Origin of the sequence: Bacillus norwichensis, from assembly GCF_014836955.1 — a bacterium.
GTDB classification, from domain to species: Bacteria; Bacillota; Bacilli; order Bacillales; family Bacillaceae_C; genus Siminovitchia; species Siminovitchia norwichensis.
In genome coordinates, this window is record NZ_JACSPV010000033.1 from 29,829 (window position 1) to 49,555 (window position 19,727).

21 protein-coding genes are annotated in these 19,727 nt (G+C 40.0%); 9 read left to right on the forward strand and 12 right to left on the reverse strand.

All coding sequences use genetic code 11. The annotated features are described in order from the left end of the window. Positions 1 to 147: 147 nt before the first annotated feature. Both H9631_RS15980 and aguA read right to left on the reverse strand, forming a co-directional pair. Positions 148 to 909, reverse strand: a complete 762-nt coding sequence (locus H9631_RS15980) for a hypothetical protein (RefSeq protein ID WP_191814541.1) — start codon at positions 907 to 909, stop codon at positions 148 to 150. 413 nt (positions 910 to 1,322) lie between these two features. After that, positions 1,323 to 2,423 (reverse strand): agmatine deiminase, encoded by a 1,101-nt coding sequence (aguA, locus tag H9631_RS15985; RefSeq protein WP_191814543.1) that lies wholly within the window; start codon positions 2,421 to 2,423, stop codon positions 1,323 to 1,325. A 664-nt stretch (positions 2,424 to 3,087) separates the two neighbouring features. Here aguA and H9631_RS15990 point away from each other — a divergent pair. Then, the gene (locus H9631_RS15990) at positions 3,088 to 3,435 is read left to right on the forward strand and encodes a DoxX family protein (protein WP_191814545.1); all 348 of its coding nucleotides are present in this window, start codon (positions 3,088 to 3,090) and stop codon (positions 3,433 to 3,435) included. Between the two features lie 202 nt (positions 3,436 to 3,637). Here H9631_RS15990 and H9631_RS15995 read toward each other — a convergent pair whose 3' ends face one another. Further along, entirely contained in the window at positions 3,638 to 4,525 is an 888-nt protein-coding gene (locus H9631_RS15995; RefSeq protein ID WP_191814547.1) for a LysR family transcriptional regulator, read from the reverse strand. Between the two features lie 238 nt (positions 4,526 to 4,763). Between H9631_RS15995 and H9631_RS16000 the strand changes: the two genes are divergently transcribed. Beyond that, the gene (locus H9631_RS16000) at positions 4,764 to 5,360 is read left to right on the forward strand and encodes an ankyrin repeat domain-containing protein (RefSeq protein WP_191814579.1); all 597 of its coding nucleotides are present in this window, start codon (positions 4,764 to 4,766) and stop codon (positions 5,358 to 5,360) included. Between the two features lie 179 nt (positions 5,361 to 5,539). Further along, positions 5,540 to 6,022, forward strand: a complete 483-nt coding sequence (locus H9631_RS16005) for a nucleoside deaminase (protein ID WP_191814549.1) — start codon at positions 5,540 to 5,542, stop codon at positions 6,020 to 6,022. 252 nt (positions 6,023 to 6,274) lie between these two features. Here H9631_RS16005 and thiD read toward each other — a convergent pair whose 3' ends face one another. Then, on the reverse strand, positions 6,275 to 7,102 hold the full coding sequence (thiD, locus tag H9631_RS16010) for a bifunctional hydroxymethylpyrimidine kinase/phosphomethylpyrimidine kinase (RefSeq protein ID WP_191814551.1): 828 nt from the start codon (positions 7,100 to 7,102) through the stop codon (positions 6,275 to 6,277). Between the two features lie 238 nt (positions 7,103 to 7,340). Between thiD and H9631_RS16015 the strand changes: the two genes are divergently transcribed. Further along, positions 7,341 to 8,117, forward strand: coding sequence for a MerR family transcriptional regulator (locus tag H9631_RS16015; protein WP_191814553.1), 777 nt, complete (start codon positions 7,341 to 7,343; stop codon positions 8,115 to 8,117). Positions 8,118 to 8,204: 87 nt separating this feature from the next. Here the strand turns inward: H9631_RS16015 and H9631_RS16020 are convergent, their stop codons facing one another. Then, the gene (locus H9631_RS16020) at positions 8,205 to 9,455 is read right to left on the reverse strand and encodes a DUF5068 domain-containing protein (RefSeq protein ID WP_191814555.1); all 1,251 of its coding nucleotides are present in this window, start codon (positions 9,453 to 9,455) and stop codon (positions 8,205 to 8,207) included. 271 nt (positions 9,456 to 9,726) lie between these two features. Between H9631_RS16020 and H9631_RS16025 the strand changes: the two genes are divergently transcribed. The 4 genes from H9631_RS16025 to H9631_RS16040 all read left to right on the forward strand — a co-directional run bounded on the left by H9631_RS16025 (position 9,727) and on the right by H9631_RS16040 (position 12,052). Beyond that, a complete protein-coding gene (locus H9631_RS16025; protein WP_191814557.1) occupies positions 9,727 to 10,461 on the forward strand; it encodes a GTP pyrophosphokinase in 735 nt (244 codons plus the stop codon). Between the two features lie 7 nt (positions 10,462 to 10,468). Further along, positions 10,469 to 10,897 (forward strand): DUF5392 family protein, encoded by a 429-nt coding sequence (locus H9631_RS16030; protein ID WP_191814558.1) that lies wholly within the window; start codon positions 10,469 to 10,471, stop codon positions 10,895 to 10,897. 15 nt (positions 10,898 to 10,912) lie between these two features. Then, positions 10,913 to 11,551, forward strand: coding sequence for a TetR/AcrR family transcriptional regulator (locus tag H9631_RS16035; protein ID WP_191814560.1), 639 nt, complete (start codon positions 10,913 to 10,915; stop codon positions 11,549 to 11,551). Between the two features lie 93 nt (positions 11,552 to 11,644). Continuing rightward, positions 11,645 to 12,052 carry an SLAP domain-containing protein gene (locus tag H9631_RS16040; protein ID WP_191814561.1) on the forward strand — a complete coding sequence of 136 codons (408 nt, stop codon included), beginning with the start codon at positions 11,645 to 11,647 and terminating at the stop codon, positions 12,050 to 12,052. Between the two features lie 189 nt (positions 12,053 to 12,241). Here the strand turns inward: H9631_RS16040 and H9631_RS16045 are convergent, their stop codons facing one another. The 7 genes from H9631_RS16045 to H9631_RS16075 form a co-directional block, all read right to left on the reverse strand. Further along, on the reverse strand, positions 12,242 to 13,048 hold the full coding sequence (locus H9631_RS16045) for an HAD-IIA family hydrolase (protein ID WP_191814563.1): 807 nt from the start codon (positions 13,046 to 13,048) through the stop codon (positions 12,242 to 12,244). A 17-nt stretch (positions 13,049 to 13,065) separates the two neighbouring features. Continuing rightward, the gene (locus H9631_RS16050; RefSeq protein ID WP_191814565.1) at positions 13,066 to 14,187 is read right to left on the reverse strand and encodes an ABC transporter ATP-binding protein; all 1,122 of its coding nucleotides are present in this window, start codon (positions 14,185 to 14,187) and stop codon (positions 13,066 to 13,068) included. Continuing rightward, on the reverse strand, positions 14,165 to 14,965 hold the full coding sequence (locus H9631_RS16055; protein WP_191814568.1) for a sugar phosphate isomerase/epimerase family protein: 801 nt from the start codon (positions 14,963 to 14,965) through the stop codon (positions 14,165 to 14,167). Before H9631_RS16055 ends, H9631_RS16050 begins: the two co-directional genes overlap by 23 nt. A 17-nt stretch (positions 14,966 to 14,982) precedes the next feature. Next, positions 14,983 to 15,768, reverse strand: a complete 786-nt coding sequence (locus H9631_RS16060; protein ID WP_191814570.1) for a carbohydrate ABC transporter permease — start codon at positions 15,766 to 15,768, stop codon at positions 14,983 to 14,985. A gap of 12 nt (positions 15,769 to 15,780) precedes the next feature. Next, the gene (locus H9631_RS16065) at positions 15,781 to 16,665 is read right to left on the reverse strand and encodes a carbohydrate ABC transporter permease (RefSeq protein WP_191814572.1); all 885 of its coding nucleotides are present in this window, start codon (positions 16,663 to 16,665) and stop codon (positions 15,781 to 15,783) included. Between the two features lie 21 nt (positions 16,666 to 16,686). Beyond that, complete coding sequence (locus tag H9631_RS16070; RefSeq protein ID WP_191814574.1) at positions 16,687 to 18,024, reverse strand: ABC transporter substrate-binding protein; 1,338 nt, start codon at positions 18,022 to 18,024, stop codon at positions 16,687 to 16,689. Between the two features lie 223 nt (positions 18,025 to 18,247). Then, positions 18,248 to 18,835 (reverse strand): glycerol-3-phosphate responsive antiterminator, encoded by a 588-nt coding sequence (locus H9631_RS16075; protein ID WP_191814575.1) that lies wholly within the window; start codon positions 18,833 to 18,835, stop codon positions 18,248 to 18,250. Positions 18,836 to 18,998: 163 nt separating this feature from the next. Here H9631_RS16075 and H9631_RS16080 point away from each other — a divergent pair, with 163 nt between their 5' ends. Further along, complete coding sequence (locus H9631_RS16080; protein ID WP_318246823.1) at positions 18,999 to 19,544, forward strand: hypothetical protein; 546 nt, start codon at positions 18,999 to 19,001, stop codon at positions 19,542 to 19,544. The last annotated feature ends 183 nt before the right edge of the window (positions 19,545 to 19,727 follow it).

Sequence of the window (19,727 nt, forward strand, 5' to 3'; positions counted from 1 at the left end):
CTTGCTGAATGAAGATAAAATAAGTAAAAAGTGGCATCTCCACACAATTCATGTTGGCGGTTGCCACTTTTTTATCAACTGGTTTTTATCCAGTCCATATGCAGCTGCTTAACGCACAAACAAATGGCTACTTCAGCACCTTTGTCGTCACTGCTTCTGTTCTTCACTTTCTTTTTGCTGCCCTTTTTGTTTAAGCAAAAAAAGCTGCAATGGCTCCACAGAACCACTCATAAGTTTGTAAATATAAGAGGAAGTGAGCTGGTAACTGTTTTCGATTTTTTCAGCGAGATAATTGGCCCTTTCAAACAAAATGGAACGAATATTAGTCACCTGTCTGAGGATTTTTTCAGTGACTGCTTCTTGGCTATCCAATCGGCTCATCACTTCCTGGTGCCTTTCTTCCTGCTTCGAAATTTGTTCAGTCATCTCTTTTTGGAGTTCATATTGTTGATTTAGTTTCGCTAAAAGCTCTTCATTGTCAACTTCCACTGATTTCAATCGTTGTTCAATTTCTGCATTCGTACCACTGACCTGCAGAAGCTGTTCCATGACTTCTTTTTTAAAAATGATTTCCTGCTCAAGCATCACCTCCAGTTTATGATTTTTTTCATCAATAATCGTCAACTGGCCCTTAACGTTTTCATAGTCTTCAGCATGTTTCCGGTCATTTCTTCTCAAGTCTTTCAATTGATAGTTTATTTTCTTCCATTGATTCTTTCGTATCTGATCCTGCTGTTTCATGACTTTATTTAAATCAAAAAAGGCTTGCTGTAATCTTGTGTTCGATTTTTTCTGTGCTTCAAAAAACTCGGACCATTCATCTATTTGAGCAACCGATTGGTTGGGTTCATCAATCGTTTCTTCACTTTTATAAATATACTGTTCTTCTTCATTGAAATACAATCCCATATTCCTTCACACCCTCCCTTGCTTATCAAATGCGCCTTGGCGTATTTGCGCACAGATTTTTTCAAGTTCCGCTCGATAAAATCTGTGGCATCTGCCGAAAACTTTAACTTGATCCAGTTGGGGGTTTTAACCCCACTGAATGGAATATTAAGAGGTCTTCATCCCCCACTCGCAGAAGTCAGAGACTTCTACTGAATGAATTTAAATCCATGTATTAGCTTATGCAAAATAGTTGGAAGGAGGGACGTCAAATTCACCATACCAATTTTGACTCTTGCCAATATTTCCTGGCTCAATAGTTCGGGCACAAATTCAGATGGAAACAATCAAAGTACAAAAAAAAGAAAAAGTTTGTAGAAACTATACTTTTCTCTACAAGCTTTTCTCTCATTGGATATGATGTTTTGACAGAATTATGGTCTAGGTTGGACCAGCGTCATGCAATGTATATTGCCGCCGCTTAGGGACCACTCCTTAGTCGGAAGGCCAATCACTTTTCGGTCTGGCATCAATTCTTGAAGTTTTTGAACAGCTTCCTCATCTCGAGGGTCATTAAATTGAGGAACTAGAAATCCTCCATTCACGAAATGTCCATTAATATAAGTCACTGCCAACGGCTGATTTGGTTCACGGGGCGCCGCATCCGCAGCAATATCAAAGCCTTTATTTTCCTCTTCTGTTATATGGATGACCTCCGGTATATGAATTTTATGGATCTTAAACTTTCTCCCTTTCGCATCCGTTTCTTTACTTAAAACATCATAAGCTTCTTTGAATACAGGATACTGTGGGTGATTTACATCATCAACCCATGAAAGAGCTATTACCCCTGGTTTGATGAAAAAACAAATATCATCCACATGACCGTCCGTTTCATCATATAACATACCTCTTTTTAGAGAAATCACTTTGTCCAAGCCTAGATATTCCTTGCAGTTCCTTTCCACTTCTTCTTTTGACATATCCCCGTTCCGATTCGGATTCAGGTTGCACTGTTCAGTCAAAATAATAGTGCCTTCTCCGTCATACTGTGTGGCTCCTCCTTCAAGAATAAAGTGTTTTGCATCATATGAATCTATATTTTCAAGTTCAAATAGCTTTTGTGCAAATTGCTGATCCAAATCCCACGGAAAGTAAAGACCGTCTTTGAGCCCTCCATATGCATTAAAGCCAAATTGAACTCCTCTCATTTCACCTTCATCATTGATCACGTAAAATGCCCCTTTATCCTGAACCCATGATTCATTCGTTGACATTTCCACAACCCGGACTCTTTCAGATAATCTTGCTCTTGCATTTTCATACTGATCCGCAGAACAGATGACCGTCATTTCTTCATATTCTGCAATGGTATTTGCAACGATAACTGCCACCTCCTGAGCGGGTTTTCCTCCATTCCTGAATGCAAAGCCTTTTTCTGGCCAGATAATGAATGATCCCTTATGCGGTTCGAATTCTCCCGGAATTCTAAATCCGTCTTTTTTTGGTGTGCTGTTTTTAATTGTTCTTGCCATAGTGATTCTCCTCTTTTTCATATGATGTGATTTTTTTAATTATTTCATTGATCATTATGAAGTTCTGACGGACAGACTTTAAAAAATTTGGTCAAATATAAAATATCGCCAAAACCAATCGCCGCCCAAATTAACCCAAGTAATAAATCCCACAAAACTTTTTTAGTTTTCTAAGGGATAAAAAATACTCCCTTTCCCATAAAAGTGATTGCCACCATTCTAAAAGAATACGTTTGACAGCAGGCGCTATTCATTTTTGAATTAATTTCTGCCACTGTGATTGATGACGCTTTCAAAAAAACCGATATCATGATTTTTCCAAAGTACATAAATTGCCATGCTTGTCAGTAAGATCCACAGCTTAACGTATTTCCTTTTATCAGACCCCCTTCTTAAAGGAACCAATAAAAAATGGCTTAGTTCATCTGCAGCTTGCTAATTTTCTAACACGCAAGATTTATGCCATTTTTAACCCCTCCTAAATTGCAGAACTCCAGACTTTCATCAAAATAGAAGTTCTCTCGGAGAAATAGATTGAACCGATGTCGGATAAAAACGATGCGCTATTGAATCAATCTGCAGTCCTCATAAACCAGATATAAAAAATGAAAACAAGCAATGTTTGTCCAACACAAAACATATAGTTTATAAAGGGGAGATGGTAATGATCACTTTGGTAAGATGGGCGGTCGCCTATGTGTTCATTGTTTCCGGGGCCATGAAATGGATGAATCAGGAACTGGCAGGCACATTCATACAGCTGAGGCTGCCGTATCCCGAAAAGCTGATGCTTGCAGTCGCGGTGACCGAGGTTGTGTGCGGGATTTTGATTTTGATCAATAAGGGAGCAAGGCTGGCTGCAGTGCCCTTAATGGGAATCATGGTGGCAGCATTGATATTGACAAAAATTCCTTTGATTTCATCTGGGTTCATGCAGTTTGCTTTTGCAGCAAGACTGGATATTGTGATGATTTTGCTTCTATTTGTCTTGTATCATCATCGGGGAAAATAAGTAAGGTACTTTCACCAATGAGAATAATAGACGAAAGTTCCATTCAAGTCTAGAGCCCATAGAAAGCAGTGATTTCCATGGGCTCTAAACAAGCATCAAATTTGGCAATTGCTATAGGTGAGCTGTATTCGTACTTTCCGTCTTGAAACGTCGATCCCTCCCTTAACGAATCGAGAGCCTAAAACAGTTACAGGCATGCACGCTACGAATACAGTACTTTGCTTTTGTACAATCGGATAAACTTTCGGGCTGTATTAGATAGGCGATGATTTTTCAACCAGACTAATCCGACTGGGGCTGCCATGTCCATCATGCTGGATATTTTGTAAGCATATACAGCTGACTCTTTATACCGGTTCACCAATGTTTCCGGAACAATTGATGCACAAAAGTCAGATGAAACCAAATCCATCAAAAGTGAAATATCTGAACATTCTCCAATAATTTTCGGGTGCAGATGAAATCGGGAAAAAGCTTCCAAAATCAAATAATGTACACCTAACCCCTGTGTACTGGGCAATAAGAGCGGCACGTCCTGAATATCCTTAAGCAATACGTCATCATTAAATCGTTTCTCCTTGTTGGATGTAATAACATAAAACGGTTCCGTATAGAGATGAAGAACTGAAAAATCATCCAACTCCAGCGGCAATCGAATGATAGCAAGTTCAATTATCCGGTCTTTGACTAATTTACAAAGGTGGGCAGACTCGTTTTGCTGAATCGTATAAGTAACTTTAGGATACTGCTCGCGCAAACTATGAAGAATTTCAGGCAGTTCTGCAACCGAAAGTGTATTCACTCCTATTGTCAGTCTTCCCTTCACCCCGCTTTCAACTTCTTGTACTTCCCTTTTCGCCTCTTCCATTAGCTGATCCATCTGCAAGGCATATTTGTATAAGGCTTCTCCGGCTTGCGTCAGCTTTATGTGCTTTCGGCTTCTCTCCACTAATGTTGAGTCCAGTTCCTCTTCCATCGCTTTCAATTGTTGACTTAAAGGAGGCTGAGATAGATGAAGTCTCTTCGCAGCAGCTGAAATGCTCCCCTCCTCCACAATTGCTATAAAGTATCGCAGCTGTCTAATGTCCATCTAAAGAGCACTCCTTTCTTTATATATGAAAAACCTTAGCAAATCATATTTTATATATATTTTTCGTTAAGATGCCTTCATGTTACCATATTTTTATAGGGTCAAAAAAGGAGGGTGGACGATGAATCGATACTGCTTAATCTTTATTATCGCTCTGCTTTCCGCATGTCAAAGTGTTACAAACTCTTCACAAGATTTACAGCAACAACCACAATCCAGTGAAAAGAAGGTGGAGGTAATGGATCAACAGCTAATTGCTTCAGCAGAAAATGGAAAGACTGATGATGTTTTGGCATTGCTTCAAGACGGGGCAAATATTAATGCAACAGATGACCAAGGAAGGACAGCCGTCATGGCCGCCACTTATAACAATCAAGTAGAGACAGTAAAGGCTTTGATCCAAAAAGGCGCTGACGTTAACATTCGCGACAACAATTTAGACAATGTGCTCTTACATGCCGGAGCATCAGGAAAACTTGAAATCCTTAAGCTAGCAATTGAAGCTGATGCGGATACAAAGCTTACAAACCGATTCGGAGGTACAGCGCTGATTCCAGCTTCAGAACGTGGACATGTTGAAATTGTCCGCGAGTTACTTACCCATTCAGACATTGATGTTAATCATATCAACAATTTGCATTGGACCGCATTATTAGAAGCTGTTATTTTGGGCAATGGTGGAGAGAAACATCAAAAAATTATACAACTGCTACTCGAACATGGAGCAGATGTGACTATAAGCGATAGCGATGGGAACACTCCTTTGCAACATGCAAAAAAACTTGGATTCAAGGAATTTGAGAGTCTATTAATAAAGGCAAGTGAAAAAAAGTAAGATGCCATTATCATTGTCATAAATAAGCAACAGCGGAGAGATGCATCAGTGTATAATATTTAATTGCTGTTTCGATACATGATCAATGGTCAGGATAAAAAGTTGCAGTTTTTAGTATAACTGCATTAAAGAAAAGTAAAATCCCCTTCGAAAACCTGTATGATAAGGAGGATTCAATCATGATCAATAAGACAGATTTAAAATATCTGCAGCGTTGTGTTGAGCTTGCAAAGACAGCTTTAGAGAAGGGAGACGAGCCCTTTGGCTCCATCCTCGTCTCAGCCAGCGGAGAAATACTTGCAGAAGACCATAACCATGTTGCCGGCGGTGACCATACTCAACATCCGGAATTTGCATTGGCGCGCTGGGCCGCTCAGAACATGACATTGGAAGAAAGAAGCAAGGCGACAGTATATACTTCCGGCGAGCACTGCCCTATGTGTGCTGCTGCACATGGATGGGTTAAATTAGGACGGATCGTTTATGCAAGTTCCTCCAAACAATTGGGACAATGGTTGAATGAATTCGGGGTGACTGCATCGCGCGTCCGCAGTCTTCCGATCGAGGATGTCATAAGTGATACAGAAGTAGACGGCCCTGTTCCTGAGCTTGCAGAACAAGTTCGTCGACTACATCAGCAATATCACCAATCGGAACAGTGAACTGGGGGACATTCTTGTGTTAGCTGAGTTGCTGCAACTCAAACTATTGTTCATCTTGAAGAAAGATAAGTTCCCGTTTTTTTTGTAGATTTTATTAGGTAGAATCACGATTGCCGTTAGAAATTCCAATCTTAAGCAAGTTCCATTAAAAGCGTTCACGCTTAACCAAATACCGCCCAAAATCCAGAATCAGCCGAAGAAAAATCTTCGGCTGATTCATTTTAGGGGATATTTAGACTCCCCTCTTAGTTTTTATTCAACTGTGATATGAACCCCTGTTTCACCATATTTCTGATAGGCGGCATGGTATGTTGGACCGACGCCGCGTCTAAATGTAATCGAGTGCCGAATGGCTGCTGTAATGAATTTTTTCGCTTCTTCCACAGCTTCTTGGACTGATTTTCCTTTGGCCAACTGAGCCGTGATGGCTGCTGAATAGCTGCATCCTGCCCCATTTGTATGAATCGTATCGATTCGTGGCGCTTCAAGCATATGGAATTTTTCACCATCAAATAAGACATCGACCGCAGGACCCTCTAAACGCCCGCCTTTGACAAGTACATATTTGGGACCCAGCTTTTGTAATTCTACTGCTGCTTGTTTCAGATCATCTACTGAACGAAGCGGCTGATCGATCTCCAACAGCCTTGCTGCTTCGGGCATATTCGGCGTAATGATAGTGGCTAATGGGATCAATTTTGTTTTTACCGCCTCAATGGCATCGTCCTTTAACAACGCAGACCCCATTTTCCCAATCATGACTGGATCTACAACAATATTAGGCGTGTCCGTCTCCTCTATCCACTTCGCCACATTAGTGATAATTTCCTCAGTAAAAAGCATCCCCGTTTTTATCGCATCTGCTCCAATATCGCGCAATGCAGTGTAAACCTGTGCTTCAATGGCATCAAAAGCTAGCGGAAAAACACCTTGATCTGTGCGCGGGTGATTGGCTACAATCGCTGTAATGGCACTAAGTCCAAACACATCCATCTCTTGAAATGTCTTTAGATCCGCCTGAATTCCAGCTCCACCTCGCGCGGCAGAACCAGCTATTGATAATGCTCTAGGTATACTCATGTGATCCATCCTTCCTGACTATTGAATCAACTAAAGATCAGTTTTAGCTAATAAAATCCTATCCATATTATCCTGCAACCATAAGAGCTTTTGCAAGAAGCTGACACCTTTGTTTAAACAGACTATCCAGTTTAGTAATTAATTCAGTATGAAACGAAAAAATGTTGCAAATCCAACTTGAACCTCCAGTTACGTGAGGTTTTATAATGGTTGTAATCTTCTTTATGGGGGTATCAGTATGAAAGAAAATAATAAGTATTCTATCGGAGAATTCTCAGAAAAAACAGGGATTTCTATTCGGACTTTACATTATTATGACGAAATTGGACTTTTACAGCCAGAAAAGCATCCAACTTCAGGTCACCGCATTTACAAGCACAGAGATATTTTAATTTTGCAGAAAATCATCAGTTTAAAATTCCTCGGATATAGCTTGGATAAAATTCTGGATTTGCTAAACGAATCGAGTATTACAAATGATTTAAACGAAACGTTAACCCTCCACCTGCAAGCACTAAAGAAAGAACATGAACAGATTGAACAATCTATGGCAGCCATTCAGAGAGTAATTAAATTACTTGAAGAAGAAGGAGAAGTAGACAGCACCGTCCTGTTCAGCCTTATTCATGGTATGCAAACGGAAGATATACAAAATGAATGGATGGAGCGACATAAGCTAGCGGATATAGTCGCAGAATTATCAAAGAAAACGGAAGAAGAAAAGATCACCTTAGATCAATCCTATATTCAATTGGCTAAGGAAGTAAAACAATTGTATGGCAGGCCAGTAGAAGATCCGGAAGTACAACAAATGGTTAAAACATCTTTAGAAGCCTCTTTTAAGTTTCTTGGTGATGACTTGATGCAAAAACTGGCTGATACTGATGTTGAAGAACTTGATATTCAAGAGCTTGAAAGCATGACATTTTCTCCATTTACAGAAGATGAACAAAATTGGCTGAATCAAGCAATGGAATATTATATGCAGGTATGGAATAATAGAAGCGCCCGTTGATTATTAGAACAACTTCCCTCCCAATTTTCTCACCTATAATAAATCCGGCCCATGGAATATGGGCCGGGTTTATTTTTAGCATAGTCATTACTTCTCCACAGGCAAGTCAAATGAGACAGATTTCTCTTTGAATAAAGCCTTGGCGCTTTCATCTTTCAGAGGTCCGATTTGCAGCTCAAACTTTTTGAAAATGTCGAACTCATCTTTTCTGAATAGGAACACAGTGAGAATCTCATCTTTGTCGCCAGGTTTGAACGTACCGCTGTAACTCGGTTCAAGCATTCCTTGGTTGAACATCGTTCCACGATCATCGTCAATAACCAGCTTTCTGTCGATCAAAAACTTATCGAAAGGAGTCTCGCTTCCGTTTTCGATTGTCGTCTTCACAGTTAATGCCACCAATCCGCCATCACCAAAATTGGTGAATCTGTCAGCATGGGCATCTGTCGGAGTCACATTAGCATACTGAACACCATCTAATGTGATCTTAACTTCATCAATTTCTTTAGTCTCATTCATATCAGTCTTTTGGAAGAAGATTTCTTTATCCGCAATGTTGTCTGTTACCATCTTATCCTGGTAAAGCTCTGCTGTAGTTTCTGCCTTCTTTGCACCACCCTCATTAAAAGGCAGTTTGAAAACCGCGTCTTCCCCAAGCTTCTTGCTAACATCGTCATCAAGGAACAATGCGTCAATTTTCAGCGTAGGCGTGGTCAACTTTTCAAATTGCGCTTTTGTCATCGTATGGGCATTCATTCCTGTAAAACTTTTCCCTTTTGAATACTGAGAGGCATGTTCCGTGCTGCCGTCCTTCATCCATTCATCACGATCAACAAAATGCTGTCGTGGAATAATGTATTCTCCGCCATCATCTGATAACAAAGAAACACCACCTGCATAATAAACATCCTCTTCGGCCTTATTATCCAATGTCATTTTATAAGTGAGGACATAACCTTCGTCCTCATCGTCAAAATCGATCTTAGCCGACTCGTTCATATTAGATACGTGAACAATTTGGTACTCATCAATTTCAATCGTCACGTCCTCACTATAAGCGTGCTTTAATTCAGGTTTTTTGTTTGTATAAACAATTTTGACATCCCCGCCTGTTTTCTCTTTAATATACGAGTTCAATTCAGACTCGTCATCTTCTTTTTTTGGGGATTCCTTCTTCTCCTCTTCTTGCTCAACATCCTCTTCAACATTTTTTTTGTCATCTGCTTTCTCTTCAGTAGCAGATGGCTTCGCCTTTTCTTTTTTATCGTCGGCTTTGCTTCCACATGCTCCTAGTAAAAAAACTGCCATTATCAACATGGCAAACTTTTTAACATTCATTCCATAATCCCCTTTTTACAATTTGTTATCAATAAGTATCATAGCATTTGCAATGTGAACTGAGTGCCTTTCATTATAAAACGAAACGAAAGACCTAACCGATCAAAAGGTAACAATTGGTTCATAAAACTTATTCGCAACCATTTTTTTACAAATATATCAATCTATTGTTTTAGCTCATTTTTTAACAATAGATCAATTGACTAGTGACACATTGTCATTTACACTGAACATATAGATATGACATTGTGTCACAAAAGGAGTCTGTATAATGGCAACAATAGTTGAAAATGAACTTGACAGTTTGAAAAATTTGAAGGACTCATTGGTCCGTTTCATGATGAGTTACAAATTTGCCTTAGAAGAAGTGAATACAAAGATTAATATTTTAAAACAAGAGTTTCAATATGCTGATGATTATAATCCGATTGAGCATATTACATCGCGACTGAAGTCACCAGAAAGCATTATCAATAAAGCATTTAGAAAAGGGTATGACCTTACACTTCCATCCATAAAAGAAAACATTCGAGATATTGCTGGTGTTCGGATTACATGCTCTTTCATTTCCGACATTTATAAGATAAGTCGCATGTTGCAAAATCAAAAAGATATCAAATTAATTGAAGCAAAAGACTATGTCAAAAATCCAAAGTCTAATGGCTATCGAAGCCTGCATTTAATTATTCAAATTCCGGTTTTCATGTCCAATCAAGTGAACAATGTATATGTAGAAGTTCAAATTCGGACAATTGCCATGGACTTCTGGGCCAGTCTCGAACATAAAATCTATTATAAATATAGTGGTGAAATACCGGAGGAGCTCAAGGAGGAATTGACCGAAGCTGCATTTTCAGCATTGAAGCTTGATGAAAAAATGGAAAATATCCATGATCAGGTCAACAAAATCAAAAAGCATAGCCGCTTTGAGCAAAACCTGACACTTGATGATCCGCTTCAAATTAGCGAAGAATTTTTACGACAAATACAGCAAAATAAGGAGTGAAGCAATTATGTTTCCAATCGCAAATGTTCCTCCTTTTATCCAGAGAGAACTTGAAAAACTAAATGAGCTTATAACCCCTTTATTAAGAAAATCATCAAAATACGGATTCTGGTCTCTGCCTTTAATCCTTATTTCTGTTTTCAATCTCGTTACCATATTATTTTTCATTCCAGACAAGCAAAACATGGTGCTGACTATCATCCTGTATGCTGTTTTAGGTGCTTTCGGCATGGCACTGTCCAGAGAAGCTAAACACCAGCGGAAAAAAATCCAACAAATCAGTGCTGATTATATTATCGAGCGAATCGAAAAAAGTGAGGTTGCTTCTTCTTCCCTAAAGAGAAAATACACTGAAATGGTGAAAAAATCTCCAGTATTGGCAATCAACTACTTTGTGAAATTTTTGGAAGCAGAAAATAGGGAAAACTATTATTAAAGGGTGAAAGATACGATGCCTAAATTGACATTTTACAATTTACCAGATGAAAAAAGACAAACATTGATTCAAGCTATACAAGCTGAATTTTCGAGAGTACCACTGTTTGATGCCTCCATCTCCAATATTGTGAAAGCAGCAGGTATTCCGCGTGGAAGCTTTTATCAATATTTCGAGGACAAGGATGATGCTTTTTTCTTTTTACTGACTGAGCTGTCCGAAAAAGAGAAATACAATTTTATCTCCATATTAACGGAACGTGAGGGAGATCTGTTTGAAACCGCATTTGACTTTTATAAACGGATGCTTGAAGAAGAGGAGCATTTCTATTTTTTGAAAAATGCATTTCTGAACATGACACAGAAAATAGAAAGCTCATTCGCTCGAATGATCAGTGATAGTAATAAGCATGGAGAGAACTTCAAGGCAACCGCAGCTTTGATTGATCGAAGTAAACTGAACATTTCCAGCGAGAAGGAACTATTTCATGTCCTGCAAATCATTACAACCATTACATTTAGAAATCTGGTCGAAACCTTCGCTCATGATTTATCTCATCAAGACTCGCTGGAAAATCTGAAATTGGAGATGAATCTGATTAAAAGAGGGTTAGTTTGTGAAACAATTAATATACAATCTATTCGTATTGATTAGAATTATTTCTTGGGAAATATGTCGAATGCAATCCCTATATTTCCAGAAATACCATTTCATATGATTGAACAAATATTGGAAAGTGGGAATTATATGAGCCAATTACAGTTCCATCCTGTATGGAAAGACAAACTTACACTGAAGCAAAAAGAAGAACTGCTCACCTTTTTTGAAGAGCAGGCACCAATCACTGGGAAATTTGATGCAGTACTTGTAAGAGGGAAATACAAGAAAAATGAGGGAGCAGTCGCCACAGTATTGCTAAGAAATGGTTATGAGAAACTGTTGGACATCAAACAGGCGATAGTGGAAATTACGGACTCAGCTAATCATTTGGTTGCTGCTGAAAAGTTTGAACTGGATCTCTCTTTAAAAGGGGATTCTGCACTGCCATGGTCGTTTGTCTTTTCTAGGGAATCCGTAAAAAAAGCGGATGTTGATTCCGCAAACTGGAAGATTCATGTAGATTTACAAGAAGAGATTCAAACAAAAAAAGAGTGACCTATTCGCCGCTCTTTCTACCACTTTTCAACAAGACTTATCAAATTCACCTTTACGCTCAGATTGTATCGAGCTCAAGCTCGATACATCTCCTCTGAAAATCTGTGGTATCCGCCGGAGGCTTTAACTTTATTCAGTCGGGGTTTGAACCCCTTCTGAATGAAATACCAATAAACATTCATCTCACACTTACAAAAGTGGGAGACTTCTGCTGAATGAAGTTAATAACGAATTGAGATCCTTGATAATATAATCCGGATAAATTTTCATCTGGTCAACATCCTCTTTCCTTGCCACTCCAGAAAGGACAAGACACGTACGAATTTTACTAAACTTGCCCAATAGAATATCAGTTTCCAACCGATCACCCACAATTAAGCATCGATCTCTATCCACGTTTAATTGTTTCAGAATCCGTTCCCCATAAAAAGCCGAAGGCTTTCCGGTTACTTCAAAGATAGGCTGTCCTGATGCCACTTCAATTGCGCGGGCAATCGCATAAGTATCAGAAACAACTCCCCCCGGAACAGGGCAGGTTGGATCTGGATTTGTCACAATGAGCTTCGCTCCATTTCTGACAGCCGTCATAGCCAGGTTCAACTTATCATACGTAAAGGAGCGATCCAGTCCAACGATTACATGTGTCGCTTCCAAGGGATCCTCCGTCATTTTCAGTGAGAAATGATTGAATTCTGTTTTGATTGCCTCTTCTCCGATAACATAAATGAGAGCGTCAGGAAAGTTCTCCGAGAAATATAAAGCCGAAATAAAAGGACCTGTCAGTATTTCCTCGCTGGATACATCTACCCCTAATGCTTCCAGTCTTTTTCGGCAGCCTTCTCGGGTCTGGGTTGGCGAGTTCGTAATAAATAATATTTTTTTCTGATTCATTCTTAACAAATCGAGTGTTTCCTTTGCTCCAGGCAAAATATTATTCCCCAAATAAACCGTCCCGTCCAAATCAAAACAATACGCTTCAAAATCATCAATATTCATGATTGATTCCTCCGTTGTCAGCAAGATGTTAGCAAAGCTTCTTTTTGAATCGCGTTTTCTGTCAACCGCTTTTCCGTCTTCTTATCAAATATATGAGTGGATTCTTGGTTAAAGCGAAGATTGATTCTATCCCCCGTTTTCAAGGTTTCGTCCGTTTTACATTTAATGACAATTTCTTGATTTGCCAATCGCGTATGAACAAGCATTTCCGCCCCGTTTCTTTCGATTAATTCCACCACTCCTTTTAAAGTGGTTTCTTCAAAAGTGATAGCAATATCTTCCGGCCGAATTCCCAACACAACTGCTTCACCATGATTGGCATTTACAATGCTTTTCTCACTTTCCGAGAATGAATAGGATGCTTCGCCCAAGCCAAAAACAAATCGATCGCCCTGCACCTTGCCACGTAGAAAATTCATGCCCGGCAGCCCAATGAAACTTGCCACAAACATATTTTCAGGTGTGCTGTAAACTTTGGAAGGTGTACCAATTTGCTGAATTTCCCCATCTTTCATAATGACAATTCTTGTAGCCATCGTCATAGCTTCCGTTTGGTCATGGGTAACATAAATCGTCGTTGTTCCCAACTGGCGGTGTAATCTAATAATCTCTGCCCTCATATGCACACGCAGTTTGGCATCTAAATTCGATAACGGTTCATCCATCAGAAAAATACTTGAGTTACGGACAATCGCCCTGCCCAGGGCTACCCTTTGCCTCTGCCCCCCAGAAAGCTCCTTCGGTTTTCTTTTCAACAAGCTGGTCAATCCCAAGATTTCGGAAGTCTCTTCAACCTTTGCCTTCACTTGATCTTTTGGCGTCTTTTGACGCCTCAATCCAAAAGCCATATTTTCAAACACCGTCATATGGGGATATAACGCATAATTTTGGAAAACCATGGAAATCCCCCTATTTTTCGGTTCTATCTCATTGACCCTGCGGCCATCAATCAACAAGTCTCCTTCAGAAATGTCTTCCAGACCAGCAATCATTCTTAAAGTAGTTGACTTGCCACATCCTGATGGCCCGACAAGTACAATAAATTCCTTTTCTTCAATATCCAAATTGAAATTCTTAACAGAATGCCCTTGGCTGCCAGGATATGTTTTGCATACATTATTTAATTGAATTTTCGACATCCTGCTTCCCCCAGCTATTTATTTTTACAAAATTCATCGAGTTCTCGGCTCGTTCAACCGTATTTGTTTCAAACACGTACTTCACAGACCTGTCCTCTAAAGCAAACAATAAAGGCCCAAAAGGAATAGTCCCTTCTCCAATCTGCAAATGTTCATCACTCACACCATGATTGTCATTAATATGCAGACCATATAAATATGGAAAAGCTTTTGTACATTCTTCTAGAAACCGCGGCTTCTCATTCATATAACAGTGCCCTGTATCAAGCATGATGCCCGCACGAGGGGTATCAATCATTTCAACCACCTTATTGAGCTCGTCAATAGAAGTGCCTACAGCCATTTCAGCATAAGGGACATTTTCAACAACAAGCTTTGTTTTTTCAGGCAGCTCCCCGAGCATTTTCTTTGAGAAATTGGCGGCTGATTCCAGACCGCCACTAACAGACGGATGACTGCCAAGATGAAGTAACACATAGTCCACTTCCAGGATTTCAGCTATAAACAAGCATTTCTCCCAAATTTGCTCTGTCACTTCGTCTGGCTTTGCGGGATTAAATCCAACAATCGGCAGGTGAAAACCAAATGAGACACCATTGTCTTTTCCAAGTCTCGCCAGTTTCTCCAATTGTGTTCTGTCCATGTCAAACAGCCGTCTGCCATGAGTCTCTCCTTCCCCCATAATCTCAATCGATTTCCACCCTTTTTCAATAATAGCTTCAATCGCTTCCTCAATGGGAAGTTTAAATAACGTATAAGTTGAAATGGAATACTTCAATTCGCTTCCCCTTTCTGTCATTTGATTCCTGAGTGCATGAAACTCGATATGAACTGCTTTTGAAAAATGAAGAAGGCCATCAAAAGCGGCAAAGCAACAAACAAAGTTGCAGCACCAACAACTCCCCACTGAGCACCGGAATCGGATGCTTTGGCAAACATAGACAGTCCGACTGTCAGTGGACGGTTTTCATCGGAGTCAGTGATAATTAACGGCCATAGGAAATTGCTCCATTGATGACATACAGAGATAAGCCCAAAGGCGATGTACGTCGGCTTTGCCAACGGAACATATACATGCCAGATGATCTGGAGCCGATTGCAGCCTTCCATTTTCGCAGCTTCTTCCAGTTCATACGGAATTCCTTTAAACGTCTGCCTAAGCAGGAAAATACCGAACGCGGAAATGAAATATGGCATCATGATGGCCAGCTTCGTATCATAAATACCCAGCTGGGCAATCGTATTTGAGTTTGGAAAAATCAGCAGTTCAATAGGAATCATGATCTGCACGAGATAAAGAAGGAACATGATTCCCTGTCCGATGAAATTCATCCGGGCAAACGCATAGGCAGCAAGTGTCATCGTAACAAGCTGCACAGCCAAAATCACAACGACGATAATCATCGTATTAAGATAATACTGAGCGAAAGGAGCAGTGTTCCAGGCCACCGCAAAATTACTAAATGTAAATGAAAATCCTTCCGATTTTGTATCTTTAAAGGCCATATAGATGATCCCGAAAAGGGGAAGAGCCCAAAGCAGAGCTAAAACATATGTCAAAATATTAATCAGGCGACTCAACTGTACACCACCTTAGCTATAGTGAATTTTCCGATCCGCTCCAAAAAACTGTATGGAGGCAATCACTAGCATCAAAACCAGCACTACCACCGTTGCTGAAGATGCTTTTCCGTAATCCAGGAAACGGAAGGTACTTTCATAAATGTAATAAAGCAGGAGATTACTTGCATTATTGGGACCGCCTTGCGTCATCACAACAAGCTGATCCACAGTTTTGAACGCATTGGTTGTAGCAATGACAATAGAGAATAAAGTTGTCGGCATAATCAAGGGGAAAATGATTTTCCTAAATTGGACCCATTTCGAAGCCCCGTCCATATAGGAAGCTTCCAGCAATTCCTTCGGAATATTTTGAAGCGCGGCCAGATAAAAAATCATAAAGAATCCAGCTTCCTTCCAAATAACCATCACCATGATAGCCATCAGTGCCGTGCCTGAATTTCCAAGCAAGTTCATCTCCCCTGCACCGAGGAACTTAAATAGGCTGTTAATCATCCCATATTCAGGTGTGTAAAAGAACAGCCAGATAAACGCTGCGGTCACCATCGGAATGACTACAGGATAAAAGAAAAACGTTCGTGCCAAACTGCTTCCCACCATCGTCCGATTGACCAATATGGCCAGCCCCATTCCAATCAACACACTTGTTGGAACGGTACCAACAGCAAATAGCAGATTATTGATAAAAGCCTTCCGAAACACCTCATCTTCCCACATCATTTTAAAGTTTTCCGAACCGATATAAACCGGCTCAGTAGTTGATAAATCCGATTGAAAAAAGCTCATGATAAAGGTCTTAAAGATCGGATACAACGTAAACAAGATGAGGAAAATAAGGGACGGAAGGAGAAAAAGCCAGGCAGATGCATTTTCTTTTAATTGTTTGCTTTTTCCCAATTCCTTCACCTCATTGAACGATTACTTATACGGCTTTAACAGAGCATCAGCCTCTTTTTGTGCTTTTTCTAGTGTTTCGTCTACATCTGAACCACCGATTGCTGCTTGAATGGCATCAGATAAAATCTTGATGATTTTCCCCTGCTCGTAAACAGAGATTTCTTTATGGGCGGTTTCTAGCTGCTGCATCGCTGTCAGCGCCTGCGGAAATGAATCTGTGTACTCTTTTAACGCAGGGGTTTCATAGCTTGATTGACGCGTAGCAATATACCCTGTGTCAATGCTCCACTGTGCTGCACGTTCAGAATCCGCAATCCATTTGATAAATTCCATTGAAGCAAGCTGTCTCTCCTCAGAAATATCCTTGAAAATATAGAAGTTTCCTCCGCCTGTTGGAGTGGCAGCACGCTCATTTTCCGGTAAATAAGCGACACCAAATTCAAAATCAGCGTTGTTTTTAACATTCGTCAGGTTTCCGGTAGTTGAGAGCATCATAGCTGTCTTTCCTTCAATGAAATCGGAAGGAACCGTATTCCAGTCAAGCACTCCCTCCGGCATCACTTTATGTTTCTTGGACAAATCAACCCAATATTGAAGGGCTGTTTTAGCTGCGTCAGAGTTAAAATATACTTCTTTACCATCATCACTCATTAAATTTCCTTCACCCGCTTGCAGCGCAAGTGCCTGATAGATCCAATAACCGCTGATGGTAGCTGGCAACTCTATTCCCCACTGCCCGTCTTTCGAAAGTTTTTTACCATATTCGACAACCTCATCCCAATTTTCAGGGGCTTTTTCCGGATCCAGACCGGCTTGCTTGAATTGATCTTTGTTGTAATAGAGCAAGACCGTACTCCGTTGAAATGGAACAGACCAAGTTTTTCCTTCCGCCTGTGAGTTCAACATGAATCCTGGGAAGAAATCATCCATCATTTTTTTAGCTTCGGGGTCCTTTTCAATCATGTCATCCAAAGGAAGAATGGCATCTTTCAGCTGGAAGAGATCCACTGAAAGGAGGACTGCCAAATCCGGAGCCTTTCCATTTTTAACCGCTGTCTGCACCTTTGTCATGGACTCATCGTAGTTTCCGCTATATACCGGTGTTACTGTGACCTTTTTTCCGTCAACCTCAATGCCCTCTTTGTTGAACTCTTCGGCATATCCGTCAATTACTTTTGTAATTTCACCGCCGACATTCACCGGGTAATACCAGGTCAGATCAATCGTTTCTCCATTCTTTTCTCCAGACTTTGAAGCACCTGATTTGCTGCTATCAGAACTTGAAGAGTTACTGCCGCATGCACTTAGCACTGTAAAAACAAATAATAAGAGTGCCAGAAATATTGGTGTTTTTCTCATTTTTTTTTCAACCTCTTTCTTATTGAGATATTGTCCCGATAAATACTAGAGCTGTTATGACGCTTTTTACAACCTCCTTCTCGACAAAAAGAGACCACAAATATACTGTTTTTAAACAACAGATATTTGCGGCCTCTCTCTTCGCGCCTGTTTGCTATTTACTTTTCGATTATCAATATACCAGTCTATTATTTAGTTCTTATGAATGGATTGTAAAGATTTCTTAAAGATGATTGAAATCCAATTTCCATAACTTTGTATTGGATGTAGTCACAGCTGTCGCTCCCCGTTCCAAGGCTTCCTTTGCGTGCTCGGCTGTCGTTAGCAACCCGCCCGTAATGACTGGAACAGGGGAAACCTCCGACAATTTTTCAAGGAAATCTGGAGCTCTGCTGGGCATGATTTCAATAATATCGGACTGTAAATGTTCCATGGTGTTCAACAAATGATCATAAACCTCTGTGTCAATCAGAAATACCCTTTGAATGACGAACATCCCCTTTGACTTAGCTCGTTTAATAATGCTGGATTTCGTAGTGACAATAGCAAACGGCTTAATATAATCAACAATGATATCCATCCCATGCTTATCCACCTGCAATCCGCCGATCTTTTCGACGTGCAAAATAACCGGGAGCCCTTCACTTTGCAGCACATCCACATACTGTTTCACATTCAAAATAGTCCCTGTCATTAAGATAACTGCCGAAATATGATCTTTATACTTAATCGCCTTTTCAATAGATCTGGGCTCTTTAATGGCAGCAATTAATTTATGTTTGTTCAGCCTTTCTTCAAAAGCTTTTATCATAATTGAGCGGCTCCTCTTGTTCATTGAATTGGTATTCCTTATATCCAGTGTACTTCATGGAGTCAAGTATACTGAAGACCCTAATACAATTTCCATACACTTCATAAAAGCATTGCCTAAAGCTTTGTTATTTTATAATCTTATTTTATAAGAGAGATGAGAAATGGTGGTGTTGCAATTGATTCAAATGATTAAGGAGTTGGACGATGACATTTTGTATTGGGAAGTTTGGCAAGACGGGAAGTCCCTTATCCTTCACTACGGCACTGTTGGTGATACTGGTGAAACACAGGAAAAGAAACTGCCCTTATTGAAAAAGGCAGAAAGAGTCATGGACGAACTCTCTAAAGAGCAACTACAGGAAGGCTTTGATTATTTGGACGAAGATGAATTAATCCAACTTGTTATCCAATACAGCTACAGAGAAAGCGATATGGAATCAACGCTTGAAAAAAGACATGATGTTGAAGATTTGATGAATGAGTGTTTAGGCTGGACAGGAAATGGCCATTGTGGTGGAGGAGATATTGGCAGTGGAACGGCCAACATTTTTAACTATGTGATAGACATGGAAAAAGCAGCACAAACAATCATGGAAGAATTAAAAGATAATGCCCTATTGGAAGATGCAAAAATTGCTTATTCCCATCCGGAAGATGAGAAATATATTGTTCTGTATCCCCAGGGAGCAGAATTCAATTTGATGTAATAGAGCGTTGGGATACCAAGCGCTCTTTTGCGATATAAAAACCCCCTGCCAAAGGGAGGAGGCCCAAACGCTCCGTATTTTTTAAATAGCACTTTTTATTTCCCGACGGGTTTGTCAAATAAAGTGTGTAAGTACACTTTATTCAAGGTATCTTAAAACCCTATCTTTCAGTTCGTCGTGAAG

Bases quoted from the DNA above. Each gene is read 5' to 3' on its own strand.
- H9631_RS16070 (WP_191814574.1), bottom strand. From the start codon at position 18,024: ATGAGAAAAACACCAATATTTCTGGCACTCTTATTATTTGTTTTTACA.
- H9631_RS16035 (WP_191814560.1), top strand. From the start codon at position 10,913: ATGCCTAAATTGACATTTTACAATTTACCAGATGAAAAAAGACAAACA.
- aguA (WP_191814543.1), bottom strand. From the start codon at position 2,423: ATGGCAAGAACAATTAAAAACAGCACACCAAAAAAAGACGGATTTAGA.
- H9631_RS15995 (WP_191814547.1), bottom strand. From the start codon at position 4,525: ATGGACATTAGACAGCTGCGATACTTTATAGCAATTGTGGAGGAGGGG.
- H9631_RS16045 (WP_191814563.1), bottom strand. From the start codon at position 13,048: ATGAATATTGATGATTTTGAAGCGTATTGTTTTGATTTGGACGGGACG.
- H9631_RS16020 (WP_191814555.1), bottom strand. From the start codon at position 9,455: ATGAATGTTAAAAAGTTTGCCATGTTGATAATGGCAGTTTTTTTACTA.
- thiD (WP_191814551.1), bottom strand. From the start codon at position 7,102: ATGAGTATACCTAGAGCATTATCAATAGCTGGTTCTGCCGCGCGAGGT.
- H9631_RS15990 (WP_191814545.1), top strand. From the start codon at position 3,088: ATGATCACTTTGGTAAGATGGGCGGTCGCCTATGTGTTCATTGTTTCC.
- H9631_RS16015 (WP_191814553.1), top strand. From the start codon at position 7,341: ATGAAAGAAAATAATAAGTATTCTATCGGAGAATTCTCAGAAAAAACA.
- H9631_RS16080 (WP_318246823.1), top strand. From the start codon at position 18,999: ATGGTGGTGTTGCAATTGATTCAAATGATTAAGGAGTTGGACGATGAC.
- H9631_RS16005 (WP_191814549.1), top strand. From the start codon at position 5,540: ATGATCAATAAGACAGATTTAAAATATCTGCAGCGTTGTGTTGAGCTT.
- H9631_RS16050 (WP_191814565.1), bottom strand. From the start codon at position 14,187: ATGTCGAAAATTCAATTAAATAATGTATGCAAAACATATCCTGGCAGC.
- H9631_RS16025 (WP_191814557.1), top strand. From the start codon at position 9,727: ATGGCAACAATAGTTGAAAATGAACTTGACAGTTTGAAAAATTTGAAG.
- H9631_RS16040 (WP_191814561.1), top strand. From the start codon at position 11,645: ATGAGCCAATTACAGTTCCATCCTGTATGGAAAGACAAACTTACACTG.
- H9631_RS16000 (WP_191814579.1), top strand. From the start codon at position 4,764: ATGGATCAACAGCTAATTGCTTCAGCAGAAAATGGAAAGACTGATGAT.
- H9631_RS16030 (WP_191814558.1), top strand. From the start codon at position 10,469: ATGTTTCCAATCGCAAATGTTCCTCCTTTTATCCAGAGAGAACTTGAA.
- H9631_RS16075 (WP_191814575.1), bottom strand. From the start codon at position 18,835: ATGATAAAAGCTTTTGAAGAAAGGCTGAACAAACATAAATTAATTGCT.
- H9631_RS15980 (WP_191814541.1), bottom strand. From the start codon at position 909: ATGGGATTGTATTTCAATGAAGAAGAACAGTATATTTATAAAAGTGAA.